The 21,123-nt window shown below is 72.2% G+C and carries 19 protein-coding genes; 9 read left to right on the top strand and 10 right to left on the bottom strand.

Annotated features, from left to right (window positions below; genetic code table 11):
• Positions 1-33: 33 nt before the first annotated feature.
• The gene (locus AB0M79_RS18400) at positions 34-1,077 is read left to right on the top strand and encodes a polyprenyl synthetase family protein (protein ID WP_364214955.1); all 1,044 of its coding nucleotides are present in this window, start codon (positions 34-36) and stop codon (positions 1,075-1,077) included.
• Positions 1,078-1,633: 556 nt separating this feature from the next.
• Entirely contained in the window at positions 1,634-2,416 is a 783-nt protein-coding gene (locus tag AB0M79_RS18395; protein WP_357540695.1) for a helix-turn-helix domain-containing protein, read from the top strand.
• A 54-nt stretch (positions 2,417-2,470) separates the two neighbouring features.
• Here AB0M79_RS18395 and AB0M79_RS18390 read toward each other — a convergent pair whose 3' ends face one another.
• A complete protein-coding gene (locus AB0M79_RS18390; RefSeq protein WP_364214715.1) occupies positions 2,471-4,588 on the bottom strand; it encodes a PhoX family phosphatase in 2,118 nt (705 codons plus the stop codon).
• A gap of 243 nt (positions 4,589-4,831) precedes the next feature.
• On the opposite strand from AB0M79_RS18390, the gene AB0M79_RS18385 reads away from it, so the two are divergent.
• Entirely contained in the window at positions 4,832-5,347 is a 516-nt protein-coding gene (locus tag AB0M79_RS18385) for a sigma-70 family RNA polymerase sigma factor (RefSeq protein ID WP_364214952.1), read from the top strand.
• A gap of 46 nt (positions 5,348-5,393) precedes the next feature.
• Positions 5,394-6,083 (top strand): zf-HC2 domain-containing protein, encoded by a 690-nt coding sequence (locus AB0M79_RS18380; protein ID WP_364214712.1) that lies wholly within the window; start codon positions 5,394-5,396, stop codon positions 6,081-6,083.
• Between the two features lie 58 nt (positions 6,084-6,141).
• Here the strand turns inward: AB0M79_RS18380 and rarD are convergent, their stop codons facing one another.
• The 6 genes from rarD to eccE form a co-directional block, all read right to left on the bottom strand.
• Positions 6,142-7,080 carry an EamA family transporter RarD gene (gene rarD, locus AB0M79_RS18375; RefSeq protein WP_364214709.1) on the bottom strand — a complete coding sequence of 313 codons (939 nt, stop codon included), beginning with the start codon at positions 7,078-7,080 and terminating at the stop codon, positions 6,142-6,144.
• A gap of 164 nt (positions 7,081-7,244) precedes the next feature.
• The gene (gene tnpB / locus AB0M79_RS18370) at positions 7,245-8,624 is read right to left on the bottom strand and encodes an IS607 family element RNA-guided endonuclease TnpB (RefSeq protein ID WP_364214706.1); all 1,380 of its coding nucleotides are present in this window, start codon (positions 8,622-8,624) and stop codon (positions 7,245-7,247) included.
• Entirely contained in the window at positions 8,621-9,199 is a 579-nt protein-coding gene (locus AB0M79_RS18365; protein WP_364214703.1) for an IS607 family transposase, read from the bottom strand. The genes tnpB and AB0M79_RS18365 overlap by 4 nt, the downstream gene beginning before the upstream one ends.
• 18 nt (positions 9,200-9,217) lie before the next feature.
• A complete protein-coding gene (locus AB0M79_RS18360) occupies positions 9,218-9,700 on the bottom strand; it encodes a GNAT family N-acetyltransferase (RefSeq protein WP_364214700.1) in 483 nt (160 codons plus the stop codon).
• A 106-nt stretch (positions 9,701-9,806) separates the two neighbouring features.
• Positions 9,807-10,193 carry a phage holin family protein gene (locus AB0M79_RS18355; protein ID WP_357538167.1) on the bottom strand — a complete coding sequence of 129 codons (387 nt, stop codon included), beginning with the start codon at positions 10,191-10,193 and terminating at the stop codon, positions 9,807-9,809.
• Between the two features lie 70 nt (positions 10,194-10,263).
• Positions 10,264-12,150, bottom strand: a complete 1,887-nt coding sequence (eccE, locus tag AB0M79_RS18350) for a type VII secretion protein EccE (protein ID WP_364214949.1) — start codon at positions 12,148-12,150, stop codon at positions 10,264-10,266.
• A gap of 119 nt (positions 12,151-12,269) precedes the next feature.
• On the opposite strand from eccE, the gene eccB reads away from it, so the two are divergent.
• The 3 genes from eccB (at position 12,270) to AB0M79_RS18335 (ending at position 14,441) form a co-directional block, all read left to right on the top strand.
• The gene (eccB, locus tag AB0M79_RS18345) at positions 12,270-13,661 is read left to right on the top strand and encodes a type VII secretion protein EccB (protein ID WP_364214697.1); all 1,392 of its coding nucleotides are present in this window, start codon (positions 12,270-12,272) and stop codon (positions 13,659-13,661) included.
• Positions 13,662-13,811: 150 nt separating this feature from the next.
• The gene (locus AB0M79_RS18340) at positions 13,812-14,129 is read left to right on the top strand and encodes a WXG100 family type VII secretion target (protein WP_364214694.1); all 318 of its coding nucleotides are present in this window, start codon (positions 13,812-13,814) and stop codon (positions 14,127-14,129) included.
• 15 nt (positions 14,130-14,144) lie between these two features.
• Positions 14,145-14,441: a WXG100 family type VII secretion target gene (locus tag AB0M79_RS18335; protein WP_357538172.1), complete on the top strand. Its 297-nt coding sequence runs from the start codon at positions 14,145-14,147 to the stop codon at positions 14,439-14,441.
• A 115-nt stretch (positions 14,442-14,556) separates the two neighbouring features.
• Here the strand turns inward: AB0M79_RS18335 and mycP are convergent, their stop codons facing one another.
• Positions 14,557-15,765: a type VII secretion-associated serine protease mycosin gene (mycP, locus tag AB0M79_RS18330; protein WP_364214690.1), complete on the bottom strand. Its 1,209-nt coding sequence runs from the start codon at positions 15,763-15,765 to the stop codon at positions 14,557-14,559.
• 154 nt (positions 15,766-15,919) lie between these two features.
• Between mycP and AB0M79_RS18325 the strand changes: the two genes are divergently transcribed.
• Both AB0M79_RS18325 and AB0M79_RS18320 read left to right on the top strand, forming a co-directional pair.
• Positions 15,920-18,676, top strand: a complete 2,757-nt coding sequence (locus AB0M79_RS18325) for an SseB family protein (RefSeq protein WP_364214687.1) — start codon at positions 15,920-15,922, stop codon at positions 18,674-18,676.
• On the top strand, positions 18,673-19,038 hold the full coding sequence (locus AB0M79_RS18320) for a hypothetical protein (RefSeq protein ID WP_357538469.1): 366 nt from the start codon (positions 18,673-18,675) through the stop codon (positions 19,036-19,038). The genes AB0M79_RS18325 and AB0M79_RS18320 overlap by 4 nt, the downstream gene beginning before the upstream one ends.
• A 22-nt stretch (positions 19,039-19,060) precedes the next feature.
• Here the strand turns inward: AB0M79_RS18320 and AB0M79_RS18315 are convergent, their stop codons facing one another.
• On the bottom strand, positions 19,061-19,999 hold the full coding sequence (locus AB0M79_RS18315; protein WP_364214684.1) for a DUF559 domain-containing protein: 939 nt from the start codon (positions 19,997-19,999) through the stop codon (positions 19,061-19,063).
• 120 nt (positions 20,000-20,119) lie between these two features.
• On the bottom strand, positions 20,120-21,040 hold the full coding sequence (locus AB0M79_RS18310) for an alpha/beta hydrolase (RefSeq protein WP_364214945.1): 921 nt from the start codon (positions 21,038-21,040) through the stop codon (positions 20,120-20,122).
• Positions 21,041-21,123 lie beyond the last annotated feature (83 nt).

Here is a 21,123-nt window from a genome sequence, read left to right as displayed (position 1 = left end):
CAACTCGATGCATGTGGCATCGTTGGGGGCGTGGTGAGGACGGTTGGCGGACGATCGGGCACGGCCGGCGGCGGGGCGCTGACCTCGATCGGGGTCGACTTCGCCGACCCGGTGGTCGAGGCTTCGGTCCTCCGTACGTTGGCGACGGTCGAGTCCGAGTTGCGGGCCAGTGTCGAGAGCGCCGATCCGTTCGTCACGGAGGCTGCCAGTCACCTCGTCGAGGCCGGCGGCAAGCGCTTCCGCCCGCTGCTGGTGTCGCTCGGGGCGCATTTCGGTGACCCCGACGCCCCGCTGGTGGTGCCGGCGGCGCTGGTGATGGAGCTGACCCACCTGGCGACGCTCTACCACGACGACGTGATGGACGAGGCGTCCGTGCGCCGGGGCGCGCCCAGCGCGAACTCCCGGTGGACCAACTCGGTCGCCATCCTGGTCGGTGACTACCTCTTCGCCCGGGCGTCGGCCATCGCGGCCGGGCTGGGCACCGAGGCCGTCCAGCTCCAGGCGCACACCTTCGCCCGGCTGGTGCACGGGCAGATCGCCGAGACCACCGGTCCGCGGGACGGCGTCGACCCGGTGGCCCACCACCTGCACGTGATCGCGGAGAAGACCGGCTCGTTGATCGCGACGTCCGCGCGGTTCGGCGGAATGTTCGGCACCGCGCAGCCGGCATACGTCGAGGCTCTGGCCGGCTACGGCGAGACGATCGGGGTCGCGTTCCAGCTCTCCGACGACCTGCTCGACATCGCGTCGGAGTCCGCCCAGTCGGGTAAGACCCCCGGCACCGACCTGCGGGAGGGCGTGCCGACGCTGCCGGTGCTCTACGCGTTGGGCTCCGACGACCGTGACGCCGCCTCGGTGCGGCTGCGCGAGATTCTCAGCGCCGGTGCGGTGACCGACGACGACCTGCACGCCGAGGCGCTGGGGCTGCTGCGCGAGTCGCCGGCGCTCAAGCGGGCGCGGGAGACGGTGCGGACGTACGCCGAGGAGGCGCGGACCCGGCTGATGGCGTTGCCCGACGGGTCGCCGCGCCGGGCACTCGAATCGCTCTGCGATTTCATCGCTGATCGCACCAGCTAGGTTTTCGTGATCTCGTCCGGCGATCAGCCGGTCGGCGCGAAACTGTCGGATGCCCAGGAAAATCGTCTCTTCATTCGTGTGACGATTGAACGGGCAAATGGGGCCAATGGCATGAGTGATGGGCTGGCCGATTCGCTGGCCGTACGGCCCATGTGCTCGGCCGGGGATCTCTGTATGGCCGGCCGCGCCGTTGTCCGGGGGTGTGCCGAAGCGGTGCCGCGTCGGCGTCGACACGCTTCCTGTAGGTCGGAAACTCGCAGCTCACAGTGGCTTCATGTGGCCCGTGCGGGCGTCGCGGAAAGGGTCGTCGCGGGCCGATTTTCGGCGCCGTGACTCGGCCGCTTGCCCGATCTTGCGGTACGTGGGTGCGGCCTCGTGCGGCGCGTCGGACGAATCCTGAGGCGGGGAAGCGGGCTCGGCATGTCGGCCGTACGAACCGTACGTATCGGATGCACTACCTAAAGTCTCTTTACATCCGGGTTGCTCGATCCGAATGGGCATTCCGCAGGACTGGTCTTTTTCATATGGTGTAACTCCTTGGCTAGCGGAGGTGGTTGTGCGCGACCCCCTGGCAGAACCGTCAGATCTGATCCGTAGCGTCTCGCGTGCGCTGCGTGTGCTGGAGGCGGTCGGGCGTGCCCCCAAGGGCCTGACCGTCAAACAGATCGCGAGGCGCTGCGAGCTGACCGTGGCCACCACCTACCACCTGGTGCGCACGCTCGCCTACGAGGGCTATGTGATCAGGCGTGAGGACGGCACCTACATCGTCGGCCTCGAAGTCGCCGACCGTTACCGCGAGCTGGTGACCGCCTTCCGCGGACCGGCGACCGTCGGCGAGGTGCTGCGGCGCACCGCCCTCGACAGTGGCTACAGCCACTACCTCGGTCGGTTCGTCGGCGGTCAGGTCGCGATCACCGCCGGTGCCGAGGGTGCCCGGTCGCCGTACCTCGAAGACCTGGTGCCCGGGTTCGACGAGGGGGCGCACGCGACCGCGCTCGGCAAGGCCCTGCTCGCCACCCTCAGCGTCGACCAGCGGTTCCGCTACCTCCGTGAGTACGGCATGCGACCGTTCACGCCCAACACCCTGGTCGCGGTCGACGCGATCGAGGCCGACCTCGCGGCCGGTGACCGTCGGGGCATGCAGTTGGAGATGGGGCAGTTCCGCCAGGGCGTCGCCTGCGCGGCGGTGCTGGTCACCCCCGACAAGGACATGGAACGCCGGGTGGTGCTCGCCTGCGCGCTGCCGGCCGCGGAGATGATGACCTCCGCGCGGGTGGTCCGGACCCGCCTGCTGGCCGCCGCCCGGTCGATCGCCGACGCCATCAACAGCGACACCTGACGCAGCACGGCGCCCCGCACACCGGCGGTGTACGGGGCGCCGTGGAATGCGTGGTCAGCTACCGATCGGGCCCCCGTCGAGCCGCCAGGTGACCACCACGCCCGGCTTGGCGAAGTCGCCGTCCGGCCAGTTCGACGCCGGCTCCTCCAGCGAGGCGCCGGAGATCTCACCCGGGTGCTGGACGGCCACGAACACCGACTGGTTGTCGGTGGTGATGAACGGGCCGCAGGTCTCCGCGCCGAGCGGCACGGTCAGGAACTGCTTGAGGTGACCCCGCTCCGGGCCCTCGATCGCCGTGGCGAAGAGGCCGTCGTTGCTGCCCAGCGCGTTGCCGTCGGTCGAGATCCAGAGGTTGCCGGCGCCGTCGAACGCCACGTTGTCCGGGCAGGAGATCGGCGACACCTTCGACTTGTCGTACCCGGCGAAGTAGGTCGACGGGTCGGCCGGGTCGCCGCAGACGATCGGGATCGACCAGGTGAAGGTCTCCGACGTGTTGTCGCCGCGGTCCTCCACCATCTCCACGATGTGGCCGTGCCGGTTGGCGTTGCGCGGGTTCGCCTCGTCGGCCTTCGGGTTGCTGCCCACACCCCGGTTGGTGTTGTTGGTCAGCGCCACGTAGATCTTGCCGGTCAGCAGGCTCGGCTCCACGTCCTCCGGCCGGTCCATCTTGGTCGCGCCGACCGCGTCACCGGCGAGCCGGGTGAAGGTCAGCACCTCGGCCGCGGTCATCCCCGGCACGTACGACGTGTTGCCCCGGACCAGCTTGATCCACGTACCGGTGCCGTTGAATGCCCCGTCCGACGGCAGCGTGCCCGAACCGTCGATCTCGTCGGCGCTGGTGGAGTCCAGCTTCGCCACGTAGAGCGTGCCCGACTCCAGCAGGGTCAGGTTGTGCTTACGCGCCACCGTCGAGTTGTCGTCGATGAACTTCTTGTCCGACACGAACTTGTAGAGGTAGTCGAACCGCTCGTCGTCACCCATGTACGCGACCACGTGGCCGTTCTTGGCCACGATGACGTTCGCGCCCTCGTGCTTGAACCGGCCCAGCGCCGTGTGCTTGCGCTGACCACCCTTGAGGTCGTACGGGTCGACCTCGACGATCCAGCCGAAGCGGTTGGCCTCGTTCGGGTGCCGGGTCAGGTCGAAGCGCTCGTCGACCCGGTCCCACTTGCGGCTGTCGCTCGGGTAGCGGGCGGTGGTGCTGATGCCGTACCGGGCCAGCTTCGGCTTGACCTCGTCGGCCACCCCGTCGCCACCGACGAAGTACTGGTTGAAGTTCTCCTCGCCGGAGAGCACGGTGCCCCACGGGGTGACGCCACCGGCACAGTTGTTCAGCGTGCCGATCGCGGTCCGGCCCTTCGGGTCCGCCGCCGTCTTGAGCAGGTCGGAGCCGGCCGCCGGGCCGGTGAAGGCGAAGGGCGTCTCCAGCGCCGTCAGCCGCCGGTTGTACGGCCGCTTGCCCTTGGTCGCCACCTCCCACTCGCCGGTCTGCTCGACCCGCGCCAGCTCGATCACGGTCATGCCGTGCGCCGCGATCGCGACCCTGATCTGCTCCAGCGTCATCGCGTCGAAGGTGGTGAACCCGGGGAACATCAGGTTCTCGTTGGTGTACTCGTGGTTCACCACCAGCAGGGCGTGCTTGTTGTGCTGGTGCAGCGGCAGGATCGCGACGAAGTCGTTGTTGTAGCCGAACTGCACCGACTGCTTGGCCGCCGTCTGGTCGTTGACGTCGAACGCGGGCGCGCCGGGCACCACCGGGTCGCCCCAGCGGATGACGACCGAGTGGTCGTAGCCGTTGGGCACGACGAACGTGTCCAGCCGGTTCGGCGGGATCGGCTTGAAGGTGAGCGCACCGTTGCCGGACTTCGGCCGGCTCGGGGTCAGCGCCGCCAGGTCCGGCCCGGGCGGCGTGGCGGCGGCCGGGGACGCGCCCAGCAGCGCGCCACCGGCCGCACCACCGACGCCCAGCACGAGGGCGCCGACGGCGCTGGCCCGTACGACGCCCCGGCGCGACATGCCGGAGTTCACCACATCCGTGAAGTAGGGGTTGTCCGATTCGTTGGGCACCGGGTGGTCACAGGCGTTTCCGCAGCGGTAGAGACAGGTCATGGCGCTGCGGCTGCCGTGGACAGCCTGGCCGAGCAGCGGCAGGAGCCGGCGTCGGTCACTCATGGAAATGGGCCTCCTAGCTGGTCGGGACACATCCCGTCGGGGGTGGGGCCTGGTCGGGACGGGGATGCGTGCGTGCCGGACGCTAGGAGCACGCCGTGAGCGGGGACCGGCCGCTCGGTGAACCACGGATGAACACCTGCGTCGATGCGCCGACCCGACCGTCGGGCGCACGATGAACCGCTGGTGACGGGCTTGCGTGCACTATTACGGAGGACCTTTCCGCGAGCGAGCCGAGGGGGAGCGATCACCGACCGGGACGCCCAACTGCTGCGCGCGCTGCACGACGAACACGCCGACGCGCTCCTCGCGCACGCCCTGCGACTCACCGGCGGTGACCGGCAGCGGGCCGAGGACCTCGTCCAGGAGACGCTGCTGCGCGCCTGGCGGCATCCGGAGGCGCTCGACCCCAGCCGCGGCCCGGTCCGCGGCTGGCTGTTCACCACCGCCCGCAACCTCGCCATCGACGCGTGGCGGCGACGAACGGCCCGCGGCGGTGAGGTGGTGACCGACGACGTGCCGGAGCCGCCACCGACCGTCGACGAAGCCGACCGGGCCGTCGAGGCATGGACGGTCGCCGAGGCCCTCGCCCGCCTCTCACCGGCCCACCGGGAAGTGCTCGTCGAGTGCTTCTACGAGGGGCGCTCGGTGAACGAGGCGGCCGCCCGGCTGGGCATCCCCCCGGGCACGGTCAAGTCCCGCACCCACTACGCACTGCGTTCGTTGCGGCTGGTACTCGAAGAGATGGGAGTGACCCGGTGAGCGGCCACGGCGGGCGGCACCCGGTACGGGCCCACGGGGTGGTGACATGAGCTGCGAGTTCGCGCACGACGACGGCGCGTACGTGCTGGGGGCGATGTCACCCGCCGAACGGGAGCGCTACGAACACCACCTCGCCGGCTGCCCGGCCTGCCGGGAGGCGGTCGGCGAGATCGCCGTACTGCCGGGGCTGCTCGGCCGCCTCGACCAGGCCGGTCTGGACCGGGTCGCCGGCCCGCCGTCCACCGGACCGCAGGTCACGGACCTGCTCGCCGGAGCCGCCACGATGCGCCGCCGGGACCGGTTGCGCAGGCGCTGGCGGTACGCCGGCGTCGCCCTCGTCGCCGGCTGCCTCGCCCTCTTCGTCGGCCTCGGCGTCGGCTCGCTGCGCACAGTCGGGCCGGACGGCACCGACTTCGAGATTCGTACGGTGACCATGGCGCCGGTCGCGGGATCGGTGCCGGTGACCGCCGAGATCGGCCTGAACGGCGCGACCTGGGGCACCGAGGTGATCATGCGGTGCTCGTACGCCGAGACCGAGGATTACGCGAAGGCGTACACGTTCCGGCTCGTCGCGTACGGGCCGGACGGTGCGTCGGAGCAGGTCGGCTCGTGGAAGGCGGCGCCAGGCGACGACGTCACGTTCACCGGGGCCACCCGGTTCTCCGCAGAGGAACTGGTCCGGATCGAGCTGACGAGGTACGACGGCACCCCGCTGCTGGCGTACGACGTACCGTAGCTCCGGCCCGCCCGGCGCGGCCGGTGCCGGCGTGGCCGGTCAGTGTGGCGCGGTCGGGTCAGTGTGGCGCGGTCGTGGCGACCGGCTCGTCGGTCGCGGCGGCCCGCGCCCGCTCCTGCCGGCGACGGCGGGCGTTGCGCAGACCGTCGAAGGTGAAGAGCACCAGGGCACACCACACCAGGGCGAACCCGCCGATCCGGGCCGGCGGCATCGGCTCGTGGAAGACCAGGACGCCGATCGCGAACTGGAGGATCGGCGCGATGTACTGGAGGATCCCCAGCGCGGTCAGCGGCAGCCGGTTGGCGGCCCCGGCGAAGAGCAGCAACGGGATCGCGGTGGCCGCACCGGCGAGCACCAGCAACGTCGTGTGGGTCACCGAGACATGGCCGAACGCCGCCGTACCCTGCCAGCTCAGCCAGGCCAGGTAGGTCACCGCCGGCAGGGCGAGCACCGCCGACTCGACGAACATCCCCTCCGCGGCCGGCAGCGCCAGCCGCTTCTTCGTCAGGCTGTACGCGGCGAACGACAGGGCCAGGATCAGTGCGACGTACGGCAGTCGGCCGTAGTCGTACGTCAGCACCGCCACGGCGACCGTGCCGAGCCCGAGCGCCACCCACTGCGCCACCCGCAGCCGTTCACCGAGCACGGTCACGCCGAGCAGCACGACGACCAGCGGGGTGATGAAATAGCCGAGCGACGTCTCCACGACCCGCGCGCTGTTGACCCCGTAGATGTACGTGCCCCAGTTGACCGCGATCAACGCGGCGGCGAGCAGGACACCGGCGACCGCGGCCGGCCGGCGCAGCAGGGGCAGCACGAACGACCAGTTGCGGAGTACGGCCAGCACCAGCGCGACGAACAGGACCGACCAGACGACCCGGTGGGCAAGGATCTCCACCGGACCGGCCGGCCGCAACAGCTTGATGTAGAGCGGGAAGAAGCCCCAGAGCAGGTACGCCCCGAGGCCGTACAGGTAGCCACGGCGCATCTCGGTCATGCGTCCACTCCGCTGCGCTCCGTGGCCGCATGACTTGGGCCGAGCTTGTCGATGCCCTCGCTCCGCTCGGTCATGCGCCCACCTCGCTCGGCTCCGTCATGCCCTCACCGTAAGGGGTCGAACGGATTCTGAACCTTGCAGGTGACTGCTGTCACCGTTACCTCTCAGTGAGCTTTGGTGAGCTCACGATCGGTAGTCCTGCCTTGCGGCGGGACGGTCCCGGTCTGAGCCGCTGATGCGGTGCCGGGTTCACGCTTCACGGCCACCCGCCCGCGTACGCGGGTCTTCTGGTCGGCTCCACGTGCTGCCACCGGGCCACTCCCGGCAGTGTCGAACTCAGCCGCCAGGGCGGCCAGATTCGCGGCGGCGTTGTGGTCGCGGTCGATGACCAAACCACACGCCTGACACACGTACTCACGCTCGGACAGGGCCAGCTTGGTTTTCACCGTGCCGCAGCCCGAGCAGGTCTTCGAGGATGGATACCAGCGGTCGGCGATCAGCAGCCGGCCACCGTTCCACAAGGTCTTGTACGCCAACTGGCGGCGGATCTCCGCGAAACCGGCGTCGGCGACATGCCTTGCCAGCTTGCGGTTGGCGAGCATGCCCGTGACGTTGAGGTCTTCGACCACGACCGTGCCGACAGTGGCGGCGATGCGGGTGGTGAGTTTGTGCAGCCCGTCGCGGCGCAGGTTCGCCACCCGGGCGTGTGCCCGGCCGAGCCGGCCTGCCGCACGCTCCCACCGCTTCGACGCACGTCGGCCGGCGCGCCGGTCCGGGCCAATCTTGCGGGACAGCGCCCGGCCGAGCTGCCGCAGCCGGGTCTGCACAGCGGCGAGATGGCGCGGGTTGTCGACCAGCTCCCCGGTGGACAGCACCGCGAGGTGCCTGATACCGACGTCCACGCCGACCACGGTGCCCGGCCGGACCGGAGTACGGGCGGTGCGCTCGACCTCGACGGTGAACGACACGTGCCAGCGTCCGCCGTCACGACGCACGGTCGCGGACATGATCCGCGCCGTGCCCACCTCGAGGCGGCGGGCCAGTTTGCGGGCAGACTCGTGCAGCTTCAACCGGCCCAGCCGGGGCAGCACCACATGCATCCGATCGGCCTCGACCCGGATCGCCCCGGTGGTGAACCGCACAGACGGTGTGGTGCGCCGACGGGCCGCGAACCGGGGAAAGCCCACCGGCCGGCCGGCTCGCTTGCCGGTGCGGGAGTCGGCCCAGCTCTTCAAGCCGCGAGCGAGTGCGTCGAGGCCGGTGTTGAACGCCTCCTTGGACACCTCGGACCACCACGGCGCCACCTCGGGCTTCGCCGCGTTCCACGCCCGCCGCAACGCCGGGAGCGTCCACGACACCGTGGGGGTCAGCAACTCGTCGGGGACACCGTAGGTGCGTTCGGCCGCGCGCTGATCCATGACGGCCTTCACCCGGGCGAGAGCCCAGTTACGGGCGACCCGAGCCGCTCCGGCGTGCGCGTACACGTCGCGTTCCTGGGCAGTGGTGAGGTCGAGGGCGAACCGGTACGCCTGGACCGTCTTCACCCCGGGTCCCCGGTGACCGCCTCGACCGCGCGGCGGACACGGTCCGCGGCGGCACGGCGGCCGTACAGGCGGGCGCACAACGATGTCAGGATCTCGGTGACGTCGCCGACCAGGTCGTCATCGACCTCGGCCGGATCGACCACCAGCAGTCGGCGCCCCTGCGCGGCCAGGGCAGCTTCCACGTACTCGGCACCGAACCGGGCGAACCGGTCCCGGTGCTCGACCACAACAGTCGTCACCCGCGGGTCGCGCAGCAGCGCCAGGAACTCCTTGCGGTGCCCGTCCAGTACGGAACCGACCTCGGTCACCACACGGTCCACCGCGAGGTGCTGTCCGGTGGCCCAGATGACGACCCGCGCGACCTGCCGGTCCAGGTCAGGTTTCTGCTCGACCGACGACACCCTGGCGTACACCACCGTCTGCCCGGCCCCCGCGGTCACGCCGGCCAACGGTTCACCAACCATGATCAGCCGACCCAGCCGGTATGCGGGAACAGGCAGCGTGCCGGACTCGTACCGCCGACGCGCGGTCGCATACGAGATACCGGTGGCCGCCGCCCACTCCTTCAGATTCACCACGTGAACTATAGCGGGCTAGTGATCACTACTGACGATCGAATGGCCATCAGTTGTCATCCCCTGGTCGCGCTGGTCGAGTTGCATCCAGCGGGCTGGCTCGGCCAGCGCCTCGAAACCCAGCTTGGCGTAGACCCCGTGCGCGTCGGCGGTGGCCAGCAGGATCCGGCGTACGCCCCGGGCGGCGAGCTCGTCACGAGCCGTCGAAACCAGCCACGTACCGAGGCCATGCCCGCGCTCGGCGCGGTCGACGAACACGTCGCACAGCCAGGCGAAGGTGGCGCCGTCGGTCACCACCCGGGCGAACGCGACCTGGGCCCCGTCGGTCGTCCGGTAGGCGGCGAAAACCGTCGATCCCATGATCGAGCGGGCGACCAGGGCCCGGGACCGGCCCTTGGCCCAGTAGGACTCGGTGGACAGCCACCGGTGGACCCGGTCGATGTCGATCCGGCGGGGATCGTCGGAAAGCTCGTAACCATCGCCCCGGGTGATCGTAAGCACGCCCCGACGCTAGTCGTCACCGGGCGGGCCGGCGCGAGCCGATTACCGGATTGTGGCCCCGGTCGCGGTCCCCGCCGGCCGTCGCATCACCGGCGCTGGTCGGAGGTCAGTCGCGGTCCAGGATCAGCCCGAGGACCCAGGTGACCACGCCGACGAGGAGCGCGCCGAGCACGGCCGAGGGCCAGAACCCGTCGACGTGGAACGGCAGCCCCAGTTGGCCGGCGATCCAACTGGTGAACAGGAAGAGCAACCCGTTCACCACGAGCGCGATGAGGCCGAGGGTGAGCAGGTAGAAGGCGCAGCCCACGGTCTTGATGACCGGTTGCAGGACGGCGTTGACCAGGCCGAAGATGACCGAGACCAGCAGCAGTGCACCCACCGCCTCGCCGATCGACTCGGTGTAGAGATGGATGCCGGGGATCAGCAGCGTGGCGAGCCAGAAGGCCAGGGCGGTGCTGGCCAGCCGGATCACGATGCCTTTCAGGAGAGACATGCGCAGGATCGTGCCACGTCGTCGATCTTTGTCGGGATCCGCGTCCGGTCGGTCCCGCCAGGTCGCGGGTTCACCGCCCGGCCGGCGGGCCGATCAGATCGGCCTCGATCGGGTGCGGTGACAGCGGCCCGGCTTCGGCCGGGCGCGGCCCGCCTTCGGCCGGGATCGATGACAGCAGCCCGGTTTCGATCGAGGTCGGGGACAGCAGTGCCCAACGCAGCCGGTTCCGGCTGACGACCCCGATCATGTCGGCCCGGATCCGGGGCAGCCAGTCCGCCGACGTACCCAGGCCCAGCGTTGATCCGACCAGGGCTGCCGCGTCCGGCGGTAGCCGTTGGAGCAGCACGAGGTCGGCGCCGGCCAGTGTGCCGGCGTCCGCTGCGGCGACCTCGTCGCGGACCACCAGACTGGTCGTCCACGGTCCGTTCACCGCCGCGGCGTCGACCGGACCGCTGTCGACCACGACCAGGATCGGGCGCAGCGGTGCCGCCGGTGGGCCGGTGACCGGCTGCCCCGGCGCGACCAGCGTCAGCAGCCCGTCGCGAGCGCCCATCCCGCGTACGAACGGTTCCCACGTCCCGGGCCGGTCGGTCCGCACGACGACCCGGGCGCCCAGCGCCAGCACGCGCAGGGTGATCAGTTGTGCCACGGTGACCCCGCCGACCAGCATCGCCAGGGTCGGTTCGGCCCGGAAGACGCGGACGACCAGCGGGGCACCGTGACGGTCCGCACCCAGCACCAGCCCGGCGCCGCCGACCGGTGGGGCAAGGGCGGCGAGGACGGCGGACGCCACCGGTGCACCGGGCCGGCCCGGGCCGAAGCCGCCCAGTGGCAGCGTCGCGGCAAAGCCCGGCAACTGCTCGCCGTCGAGCCGGTCGGCCCGTGCCCCGGCGGCGGCGAGCAGTTGGTGCAGCAGCCGGGCCGCCGTGGACAGTTCGGTGGCGGAGTTCGCGGCGAGCCGTACGGCAAGCTCGGCCGGGACCGCGTCGGAGCCGGCGGTGGGGCGCGGCCCGGTGGCGACCGAGACGGTGGTCGCCGCCATCGGCAGGCCCAGCAGGGCGGGCACCAGCCGGCGGGCGGCCGGTTCGTCCGGGGCGGGCCAGCGGCGCAGCCGGAACGTCGCCTGCACCAGCTCGCCGGTCGACACCGCCCGCCAGGTCTCGTGTGCCGGTGCGGTGCCGTCGAGGTGGGCCAGTTCGGCGAGTACGCGCGGCACCGCCTCGGCGGGCAGCGGCCGGGCCGGCGTCGGGGCGAGCCGCCGCCGGAGCCGGCGGATCTGGCTGGACAGGGTGCGTCGCAGGTCGTCGTCGGACCAGCCTGCGGTGCGCGGCACCCGTATCGCGAGGACCGTCCGCGCCGCGCCGGGCACCCGGCCGCCGGTGAGTCGCCGGTAGGACGCCGCCGGCCCGTCCGGTCCGGCCCTTGCCGGCGGTGACACGGTGACCAGCACCTGGATCCGGACCGGCGGGGCGTCGCCGCCGGTCGGCGGCAACATGGTCACCAGGTCGGGCACCGGCCGGGGCGGAGCGGCGAGCAGGGATGCCGGATCCTCCAGGACGAGGACGGCGGTGAGTCCGACGGTGTCGGCGACGAGCCCGATGCGGTCGCCGTCGAGGTCGGTGGCGACCACCTGGGCCCCCGGGGCGACCAGCCCCAGCAGGTCGCCCGGCCGGGGCGGGCTGCCGGTGGCGTGCCTCCGGGTCGCGTAGCGGGCGGCGACCAGGAGCCATTCGTACGCCCAGCGGCCGTCGACCCGTATCCAGGCGACGAGGGTGAGTGCGACGCCGGCCAGCACGGCACCGGTGAGCGCCACCGGGCCGCTCCCCGCCGCGGCGACGGCCAAGGCGATTGCCGCCTGCACCGCGACCACCTGCCCGGCCCGTACGCCCAGCCGGTGCCTCCGGCCGGCGGGTGTGCGGACGGGCCCGGCCGGGGGCCCGCCGCCCGCGACGGTCATGGTCACCGCGATGGCCTCCCGTGCGTCGGTATCCGTGGCCCGCACTCCGATGTGGACGCGGGCGGTCGGTAGTGGGTTGGTGGCCTATCGTATTGGCCGGACCGAGCGGGAGGGGCCCGATGTCGTCGCGGCAGGACCAGCTGCACTCGCACCAGTTCGCGGTCCAGCGGGTCGTTGCGGCGCTCGTCATGCGGGAGACCGATCCGGCACAGTCGCCGTTCCGGAGGGTCGCCGGCGCGACGCTGGCCAGTGTCCTCATCGCACTGATCGCGCTGGGCGGGATGGCCGTGTACGGCGTACTCGCCGGCGGGAGCGGCGCCAACTGGCGCGATCCGGCCGCGGTGATCGTGGAGAAGGAATCCGGCGCCCGCTACGTCTTCCGCGAGGAGCGGCTGCACCTGGTCCTCAACTACGCCTCCGCACTGCTCATCGTCGGTTCGGCCGAGCCGAAGACGGTCCTCGTCTCGCGCCGGTCGATCGAGGGAGTGCCGCGCGGGACGCCACTTGGGATCGCCGGCGCCCCCGATTCGCTGCCCGCCGCCGACCGGCTGTCGGCGGCGCCGTGGACCGTCTGCTCGATGCCGACCGGTGCGGGCGGGGAACGGGTGGCCCGGTCGACGCTGCTGGTCGGGGCCGAACCGGCGGGCGGTGTGCCACTGGAGGAGCGTGCGGTGCTCGGCCGGCACCCGGACGGTTCGCTGCACCTGGTCCGGCGCGACCGGCGGCACCTTGTGCGTGACGAGACGCTGGTGCTGACCGCCCTCGGCTGGACCGGCGTCCGACCCGTACCCCTGGCGCCGGCCCTGCTCAACGCCCTGCCCGTCGGGGCGGACCTCGGGCGCATCCGGATCGTCGATCATGGACAGTCGGCCGGTGAAGTGCCCAGCGCCCGAATCGGCGAGGTGTTCGTGATCGCCAGCCAGGACGGTGGCCGGCAGTACGCGGTCGCCGGCCGCGGCGGCCTCGCCGGCATCACCCAGGTCCAGGCCGACCTGCTGCTCACCGCCTCCGGACAGAACCGGCCGACCGAACTGTCCCAGGGACGGTTCGCCAGCCTTCCGCGGATACCCGACCTGGTGCCCACCGGCGACGCGCCGCCACCGGCCACCACGCCCCGGTTGGCTGACGCCGGCAGTGGCGCCGTCTGCGGCGCGGTGCGCGACGAGACCGGCGGAACCCACGTACGTGTCGGCGTCCCCGCTCCGGACGTGGACGAAGCCGTACGCACCAGCGGCCGGTCGGAGCGCGGGGGCGCACTCGCCGACCACGTGCTGGTGGTGCCCGGCCGGGGCGCGGTCGTCGAGGCCACGGCGGCGCCGGGCGCGTCCGGCGGAGCGATCTCCGTTGTCACCGACCTCGGCCGCCGGCACGTTGTGTCCGGTTCGGACACTCTGGCCATGCTCGGCTTCGGCGCGGTGCGCCCGCAGCGACTGCCGGCGAATCTGGTCGCGCTGGTGCCGGCCGGGGCACCGCTCGATCCCGAGGCGGCGAGCGCGGCCGCCGCGCGTTAGCGGGTCGATTCCAGGGTTATCCACAGGCCAGCGGTGAGGGGTACCGCCTCCGCTTCCGTCCGGCTACCGTCAGCGACGAACCGATTCGGCCGCGTCGGTCCACTCTGGATCGCGCGGGACGTGCTGGATGTTCGGGAACGGGGGAAACGGGTGACGCAGACACAGGCAGAGGCCGCGGTGATGCGACAGACCGCGGACAGGTTCGAGCAGGTCGAGGAGTCGCTACGCAGCATGCTCAACGGGCTGAAGGCAGACCTGGAGGTGCTGCAGACCGCCTGGCAGGGTGCCGGCGGACGCTCCTTCGAGCAGGTCAAGCAGCAGTGGGCGCAGAACCAGGAAGCCCTCCAGCGGGCCCTGCGGGAGACCGCCGCCGGCATCCGCACCGCGGGCCAGCGATACGAGGCCGCCGACGCCGAGGCGGCGGGCCGGATCGCCAACACCAACCGCGGCCTGACCCTGCCGCTCTGACCGGAGGTAGCCCCGATGCGCAACGATGACGTGCTGGTGGTCAGGTTCGGCCAGATGCAGCAGGCCAGCGCCGACATCCAGAAGGCGCTCAACACCCTGGGCGCACAACTCGACCAGCTCGAACGTGACGCCGCTCCGCTGGTCGCCAAGTGGGACGGCGAGGCGAGCCAGGCCTACCGGATACGCCAGGACCGGTGGCGGGCGTCGTCCGCGGAGCTGCAGGCGATGCTCAGGGAGATCAAGGTAGCCCTGGACGACTCCGCCGCCGACTACCTGGCAACCGATCGTCGGGCGGCCGAACTCTTCAGCTAGCCGCTGGCCCGGTCCGCCCGCCGGCCCCGGAGGCCCGGCGGGCGGACCGTCGGCTCCGGTGCGTGGCCGGGCCGGTCAGGTGGGTGGCCGGCTGGCTGGCCAGGATGATGACCGGTCAGGAGGGTGGTCCGGCCGGGCGCCAGCGCCGCCGGAGGCCGCGGGGCAGCACCACCGACAACAGCACCGCCGTGATCGCCGCCGCCGCGCCCGCTCCGGCGAACAGCACCGCCCGGTCCCGGGCCCGGTCGCGCCGCTCCCGCTGCCCGGCGGTAGCCGGATCCACCACGGCCCCCGGCAGGGCGGCCGGGGACTGCTCCCACGCGACCGCGCCGGTCTCGGTGACCGCACGGTGGGGGTTGACGACTCCGGCCCCGTAGCCGTCGGTGCCGCCGGCCGGTGCCGGGTCGGCCGTGGCGACGATCCGCGCGGCCACCTCGGCCGCCGACAGGTCCGGCCGGTACTCCCGAATCAGTGCGGCGGTGGCTGCGACGAACGGTGCGGCGTAGCTTGTGCCGTCCTGCCGCCGGTGGCCGCGTTCCGGCGCTGCGGCGAGCACCCCGGCGCCCGGCGCGACCACGTCGACGTAGGCGCCGGTCTGGGAGAACGGGGCGCGGCTCCCGTCGGCCGCGATCGCGCCCACCCCGAGCACCCCGTCGTAGGCGGCCGGATAGGGGAGCGGGTCACCGTCGTCATGCAGGTTGCCGGCGGCGGCGACCAGCACCACGTCCCGGGCGGCCGCGTAGGCGACCGCGGCGCGTACGGCGGGATCGTCGCGGTAGAGCACGACGGACAGGTTCAGCACGTCGGCACCATGATCCGCCGCCCACCGGATGGCGGCGGCGAACTGCCCGCCGTCGACCGTGCGACCCGACTCCTCACCGTGGACGATCTGCTGCTCGCTGATGCGTACCGGCAGGATCGCCGCCCCGGGAGCCAGGCCGCGAAACGGTGTGCCGTCGTGGGCGGCGGCCGCGATGATGCTGGCGACGGCCGTCCCGTGCCCCACGCAGTCGCGTCCGCCGTCACCGCCGGCGTCGAGTCGGTCGACGCCGCGCAGTACCCGGTCCGCGAGCTGCGGATGATCGCGATCGACGCCGGAGTCGATGACCGCGACGATCACACCCGCTCCGGTGGCCAGCGGCGCGAGGCGTTCGTGCCCGAATCGCTGTTGTGCCCACGGCACCTCCGTCGCCACCGGGCCGGCGGTGGGCGGGGCGGTGCAGGCCGGTGCCGCGACCGCGGCCGGTGGCGGCCCGGCGATGAGGACGAGGGCCGCCCCGACGGCCGTGCCGGTCAGTGCGAATCGGGCTGGGCGGCCGGGCATGACAAGACCTTTCGATTCGTGTCGGGTCCGGCACCGGATGTTATCGACGGACCCTCGACCGTGGTATCCGTCGCAGGCCATGCATCCTGATCTTGTTCCTACCTTGTAGGTTGTACGCGATGCCTGTGGCCTCTTCGCTGGAAGGGAGGTGGCCGTGACCGAATGGGAGCCGGCCACCGAGGCCGAGGCCGCCATGCGGGACGCTTTGCGCGCGAATGACCAGGAACTTTACTTCCGGATCCTCGCACGCACCGAGCTCCTGCTGCCGGTCTCCGCCGACGCACTGGCCGGCCGTACGACGATGGGGTGGGGCACCTGGAGCACGGGTGGACGGACCCACGTCCTCGCCTTCTCCTCCAGTGACGCACTCCAGGCGTGCCTGGCCGACAACGCGAGTTCGGCCCGCCGGGTGCCTTACCACGAGTTGGCCAAGAACTGGCCCAATCTTGAATGGTGGCTGGCCGTAAATCCCGGCCTGCCGATCGAGGGATACCTCCCGGCCTGGTTCGTCTCACAACTGGCGAGGGGCGACGTCCGGTTGCCGGGCCGCACCATCGGCGCCCGGTCCCGACTGGAGCGGGTGGAGCAGGCGGCCCGGGCTCGTGCCACCGCCTCCGTACCGCGTCCCGCCGACCCGGCCTCCCAGGTGCCTCCCGGCGGATCGTCCGGCCAGCCGCCGTCCACGGCCGATGCGCCGGTGTCGCCGCCGGGCGGCTGGCCCGGCGTGCCCGGGCCGGTGTCGGGTGTTCCGACCTCCGGCGGCCCGACGTCGGGGGTGCCGACCTCCGGTGTGCCGACCTCGGGCGTCCCGGTCTCCCCGGCCGCCGCCGCATCGGGGCCGGGTTCGGCCCCGGCCGGCCCGCCGACCCCTGTCTCACCTGTCCAGGTCGGACCCTCGACAGGGCAGCCCCCGGTCGCGCCGCTGCCCCGACCGACCGCATCCGGGCCGGTCCCGCCCGGGGCGGTCCCTCCGGCCCCGGTTTCCGCGGCCCCGGTCTCTGCGGCACCCGTGTCACCGGCGCAGGCCGGTGCCCCGGTCTCCCCGGCTCCGGTGTCGCCGGGACCGGTGACACCGACCAGACCGGGGAGCGGTGCCCCGTCGTCATCCTTCTTCGAAAAGCCCGCCCGGCCGCCGCGCGACGGATTCGCCAACCCGCCCCGGCCCGCGCCCCTCGGGGGTGACCGGCGTCCGGGGCCCGGCGCCTGGTCCTCGACAGCAGGCAACAGCCCTTCGGCCCCCTCAGCCGGTGGCCAACCTCCCGGTGACCGCCCTTCTGGTGACCGGTCCGCAGCACAGGCCGGCGACGACTGGTCGACACCCCACCAGGGCGGGCCGGTCTCCCACCCGGCGTCCACGTCGTCCGGTGGTTGGCTGCCCCAGTCGGAGCAGCAGAGAGTCGACACCGGACCCGGATCCGTCCTTTCCGGACGGCCGGCCGGAGGCGACACCGCCGCCCCTGAGGCACCGGGCGCCACCCCGCAGGCGCACGCCAGCCGGCCGCCGGCCGGCGGCTGGCTGCCCCAGACCACATCGGAGTCTGCCACCGCACGGCCGGCGGCCGAACCGGCGTCGGCCGGCTGGCTCACCGACCGGGCGGCGACCGTCGAACGTCCGAGCGTGCCGGCCAGCTCGGGGACCGGTGCGAACCCCACCCCCTGGGACGCTGCCGAAGCCGCGTCCGGCGCCGCCAGCGCCGTCGCGACGACCGGGAACGCCGCCGCGCCGCCGTCGGGAACCATCACGACCGGCACGGGCACCGGGTTCCCTACCGGTAACGAAACCCCCACCGATGCCTTCGCCGCCCGGCGGTGGGACGACACCACGCCGGCCGGCCCGGCCACGCCCGGGCCCGAGCGGCAGTCCGATCCACCGCGATCCCAGCCGTCGGCGGTCGCGCCGGAGCCCGAACCCGCCCCACCCGTGGTCGACCCTGCCCTCCGGGACTTCGTCGCGGCCAACTCCGTCGAGGAGAGCCTGGCCGAGGCCGCCCGAGCCGGAAACACCGACTCGTTCCTGTCGACCCTCCTGCTCGCGAAGGTGCTCCTGCCCACCGCGCCCGACTCGGCCGCGGGATCGAAGCCGGGCCAGGACGGCTTCACCTGGCACACCGAAAGCCTCGACGACGAGGACTACATCGTCGTCTTCACATCCCCGGAGCGTCTGGCCGAGCATTCCACCGATCCGATCGAGACGGTGGAGGTCAAGTTCATCCAGCTCATCCGACGTTGGCCGGACGATGCCTGGTCGTTCGCGGTCAACCTGGGATCGCCGATCGGGGCCAAGCTGCCCGGTGCCCAGATCATCGCTCTCGCGAGCTGGGCGGCCGACGTCGGACTCGGCACCGACGAGGGCGAGCCGGCCGAGGTGCCGGCGGCCGAGGAATCCGCGCCCCGTTCGACGTATGCGCCGGCACGGCAGGATCCCGGCAGCCCGACGATGATGCAGAAGACGATCGCCCCGAGCCAGGTCGCCTACTACCTCGACCGAGGCTACGACCGGGTCTCCGGCTTCGTGCACCGGGCGAACGAGATCGCCCACCTGACGTCGCCGGCCCGGCTGCACGCCGCGCTCGGGCTCGGCTATCAGGGATCGCCGTTCACCCGGGACATGGACGAGGTCTACGTGCTGCGGTGGCCGGCCTATCGGCCGAGCCTCTACCGCATCCCGTACGGCGGGCAGACGGAGTCGGCCATGCGGGCGATGGAGGGCTGGGTCATCGAGCGTGCGCCCTTCCGGGGCAACGGGTTCGCCCCGGGCGAGAGCAGCGACGTGATCGCCGAGTTCAAGGTGGACAGCATCCGTCTTCCACACGGCGCACAGATCTGGCGGATCGGCGCCGACGACGGCGAGACCCTGGTCGCGACCCTGGACAGTGACGCCCCTGCCTGGAAGAAGACCGGGGAGAGCTGATGCGTGACGGTTACGTCGCCCGCTGGGAGGGCCGGGAATACGAGGCCAGCCCCGACGGCGACCGGGTCCGGATCTACCAGCCCGAGGCCGGCGACGGCTTCGAAGAGGTGCGCCCGGGACGCTTCGTACGCGTCGTGCCGGCCTCGGAGGTCGAGGATCTCGCATACGTACGCACCACCTGCGAGTGGAAGGGACAGCCGTTCATCGTGCTGGCCCAGCACGACAGTTGGCTGCGGGTCGAATACACCGGCGGACGCTCACCGGTCGCCGAGTCGATGGGGCTGGAAGCCTTCGATTTCGGCGTGTATCAGGGCTGGGCGCCGGCCAACGAAGTCGTCGAACTACGCGAATACCGGGCCTGACCGCGCCGGTCGGGCGGTGCCCTTACCCGGCCGCCGCGTGTGGTGCTTCGGTGTAGCGGCGTGGGCGCCACCAGGACCGTCGGGTCAGCGTCGCGCGTATGGCCGCGACCAGCAGATCCGGGCGCCGGTAGAGGTCGTCGTCGCTGACGTAGCGGATGGTCCAGCCCTGCCTGGTGAGCCAGTCGTGTCGACGCGGGTCGAGCCGTGAACCCCGGCGGTCCAGGTGCGCGATGCCGTCGTATTCGATCCCGACCCGCTGCCGCTGGTAGCCGAGATCCGTCCGATGCCGCTCCACGCCCCACTCGTCGGAGACGCCCAGTCGTGGGGTGGGTGCCGGCAGCCGGCCGTCGTGCAGCACGAGCCGCAGATGGGTCTCCTGCCGGCATTCGGCCAGCGGGCTGGCGATGGCCGCCAGCTCCCGGGCCTGCCGGATGCCGCGCAGCCGGTCGTGCCGGAGGAGCTCGGCCCCCAGCGTCTCGGCGGTGACCGCCCCGGACCGCAGCGCCGCGTCGAGTACGGCGAGCGCGTCCGGACGGGGCAGGGTGCGGGCAAGATCGACGGCTGTCCGGGGTGCCGGCAGGCAGGGCAGCCCACAGACCTCGGTCAGTTCGCCGAACGGCAGCTTCGACTCGTGTGCCGTGACACCGCGCCGTTGCGGCACGGGGGTGCCGCTGGGGACGGCCACATGGACGGCGCGGACCGGCACCACGCCGAACCCGTGCAGTTGGGCGGCGGTGTGGTACGCCGCCACGGCGGCCGGCGGCGCCACCCGCAGCGTGCCCCGTACGACGTCGAGAAGGTCGGGCCGGGCCTGCGGATCCGGTCGGGCCTGATGCAGGTGCCCGGTGCTCGCCGTCCACCGGACGGCCGCCGGCCGCGGCAGTGACCGTGCCGGGTGGGGACGGTGCTCGGCGCGCAGGAGGCGGGGCAGTGCGGCGGCGGCGTCGTAGAGGTCGGTCATGTCGTGACGATCGCGCCTGTCGGGTGTTCTGGGAAGCCCGATCCCGCTCGCCTGTGGATAACCACCTGCCCTGTGGACAACGCCCAGATCGCCGCCCGGTGTGCTAAGGTCGGCAGCCTCTCAGGACTTGACCCACCGCAGGACCTCGCCGAGCACCAGGTCGGGGGACTCGACATGCGGGAAGTGCCCGACCCCGTCGAGCAGGCGCCACTCGTAGGGTGCGATGACGTACCGGCCGGAGCCCTGTGCGGTGCGGGGCAGCGACGCCGTGTCGAGTGCACCGTGCAGTTGCAGCGTCGGGGTCACCAGCGGCTTCTGCATCAGCCGCACGAACCGGTAGCCGTGCAGCCGCAGCACGGAACGGAAGGCCCACCGGTAACCCTCCAGGGCGCAGAACGACGCCTGCGGGATGCGGATCGCCTCCCGGCACCGGTCGGCGTACGGCTCGAACGACGGGCCGTTCACCCAGTCCGGACCACCCCAGTCCCGCAGGAACCCGCGCACCATCGCGGCGTTGTTCCTGGTCAGCACGTGCTCGTAGCGAGGGATCTGGAACCTCAGCGTCGGTGTGGCCGCCGCGAACTGGCCCCGGGGGTCGGCGAAGATGGCCGCCCGCAGGCGCAGCGGATGCGGTGCGCCGAGCACCACCAGGCGGTGCACCATCTTCGGGTGGAAGCTCGCCGCCGTCCAGCCCACCATGCCACCGAACCCGGCACCGACGATGCTCGCCCGACGCTCGCCCAGCGCCCGGATCACGCCGGTGACGTCGGCCGCCATCGTGTAGCCGTCGTATCCCCGGGGCGGCTTGTCGCTGGCGCCGTACCCGCGCAGATCGACCGCGACCGCCCGGAATCCCGCATCGGCCACGGCGGGCAACAGGTGGTGCCAGGCGTACCAGAACTCCGGAAAGCCATGCAGAAAGAGGACGAGGGGTCCGGTGCCGGCCTCGACCACGTGGAACCGGGTGCCGTTGGCACCGATGAACCGATGGGTCCACGGACCGTCGTCCAACACACACGACTCGTCGACGGCCGGGGTCATGCCGGCCCGCCGCTCAAGCTCGCTCACGGTGTCACCTCGCTTCGCTCGGCCCCACCGTGTTCTTGACTGAGCCTGACGGTTCG

It is taken from the genome of Polymorphospora sp. NPDC051019, assembly GCF_040683055.1.
Taxonomy (GTDB): domain Bacteria; phylum Actinomycetota; class Actinomycetes; order Mycobacteriales; family Micromonosporaceae; genus Polymorphospora; species Polymorphospora lycopeni.
The sequence above is the reverse complement of the archived record's forward strand: the minus strand, read 5'-3'. Positions and strand labels throughout refer to the sequence as shown.

Coding starts and splice junctions, on each gene's coding strand:
- AB0M79_RS18390 (WP_364214715.1), bottom strand. CDS start 4,588: ATGAGTGACCGACGCCGGCTCCTGCCGCTGCTCGGCCAGGCTGTCCAC.
- AB0M79_RS18380 (WP_364214712.1), top strand. CDS start 5,394: ATGAGCTGCGAGTTCGCGCACGACGACGGCGCGTACGTGCTGGGGGCG.
- rarD (WP_364214709.1), bottom strand. CDS start 7,080: ATGACCGAGATGCGCCGTGGCTACCTGTACGGCCTCGGGGCGTACCTG.
- AB0M79_RS18355 (WP_357538167.1), bottom strand. CDS start 10,193: ATGTCTCTCCTGAAAGGCATCGTGATCCGGCTGGCCAGCACCGCCCTG.
- eccE (WP_364214949.1), bottom strand. CDS start 12,150: ATGACCGTCGCGGGCGGCGGGCCCCCGGCCGGGCCCGTCCGCACACCC.
- eccB (WP_364214697.1), top strand. CDS start 12,270: ATGTCGTCGCGGCAGGACCAGCTGCACTCGCACCAGTTCGCGGTCCAG.
- AB0M79_RS18335 (WP_357538172.1), top strand. CDS start 14,145: ATGCGCAACGATGACGTGCTGGTGGTCAGGTTCGGCCAGATGCAGCAG.
- mycP (WP_364214690.1), bottom strand. CDS start 15,765: ATGCCCGGCCGCCCAGCCCGATTCGCACTGACCGGCACGGCCGTCGGG.
- AB0M79_RS18315 (WP_364214684.1), bottom strand. CDS start 19,999: ATGACCGACCTCTACGACGCCGCCGCCGCACTGCCCCGCCTCCTGCGC.
- AB0M79_RS18310 (WP_364214945.1), bottom strand. CDS start 21,040: ATGACCCCGGCCGTCGACGAGTCGTGTGTGTTGGACGACGGTCCGTGG.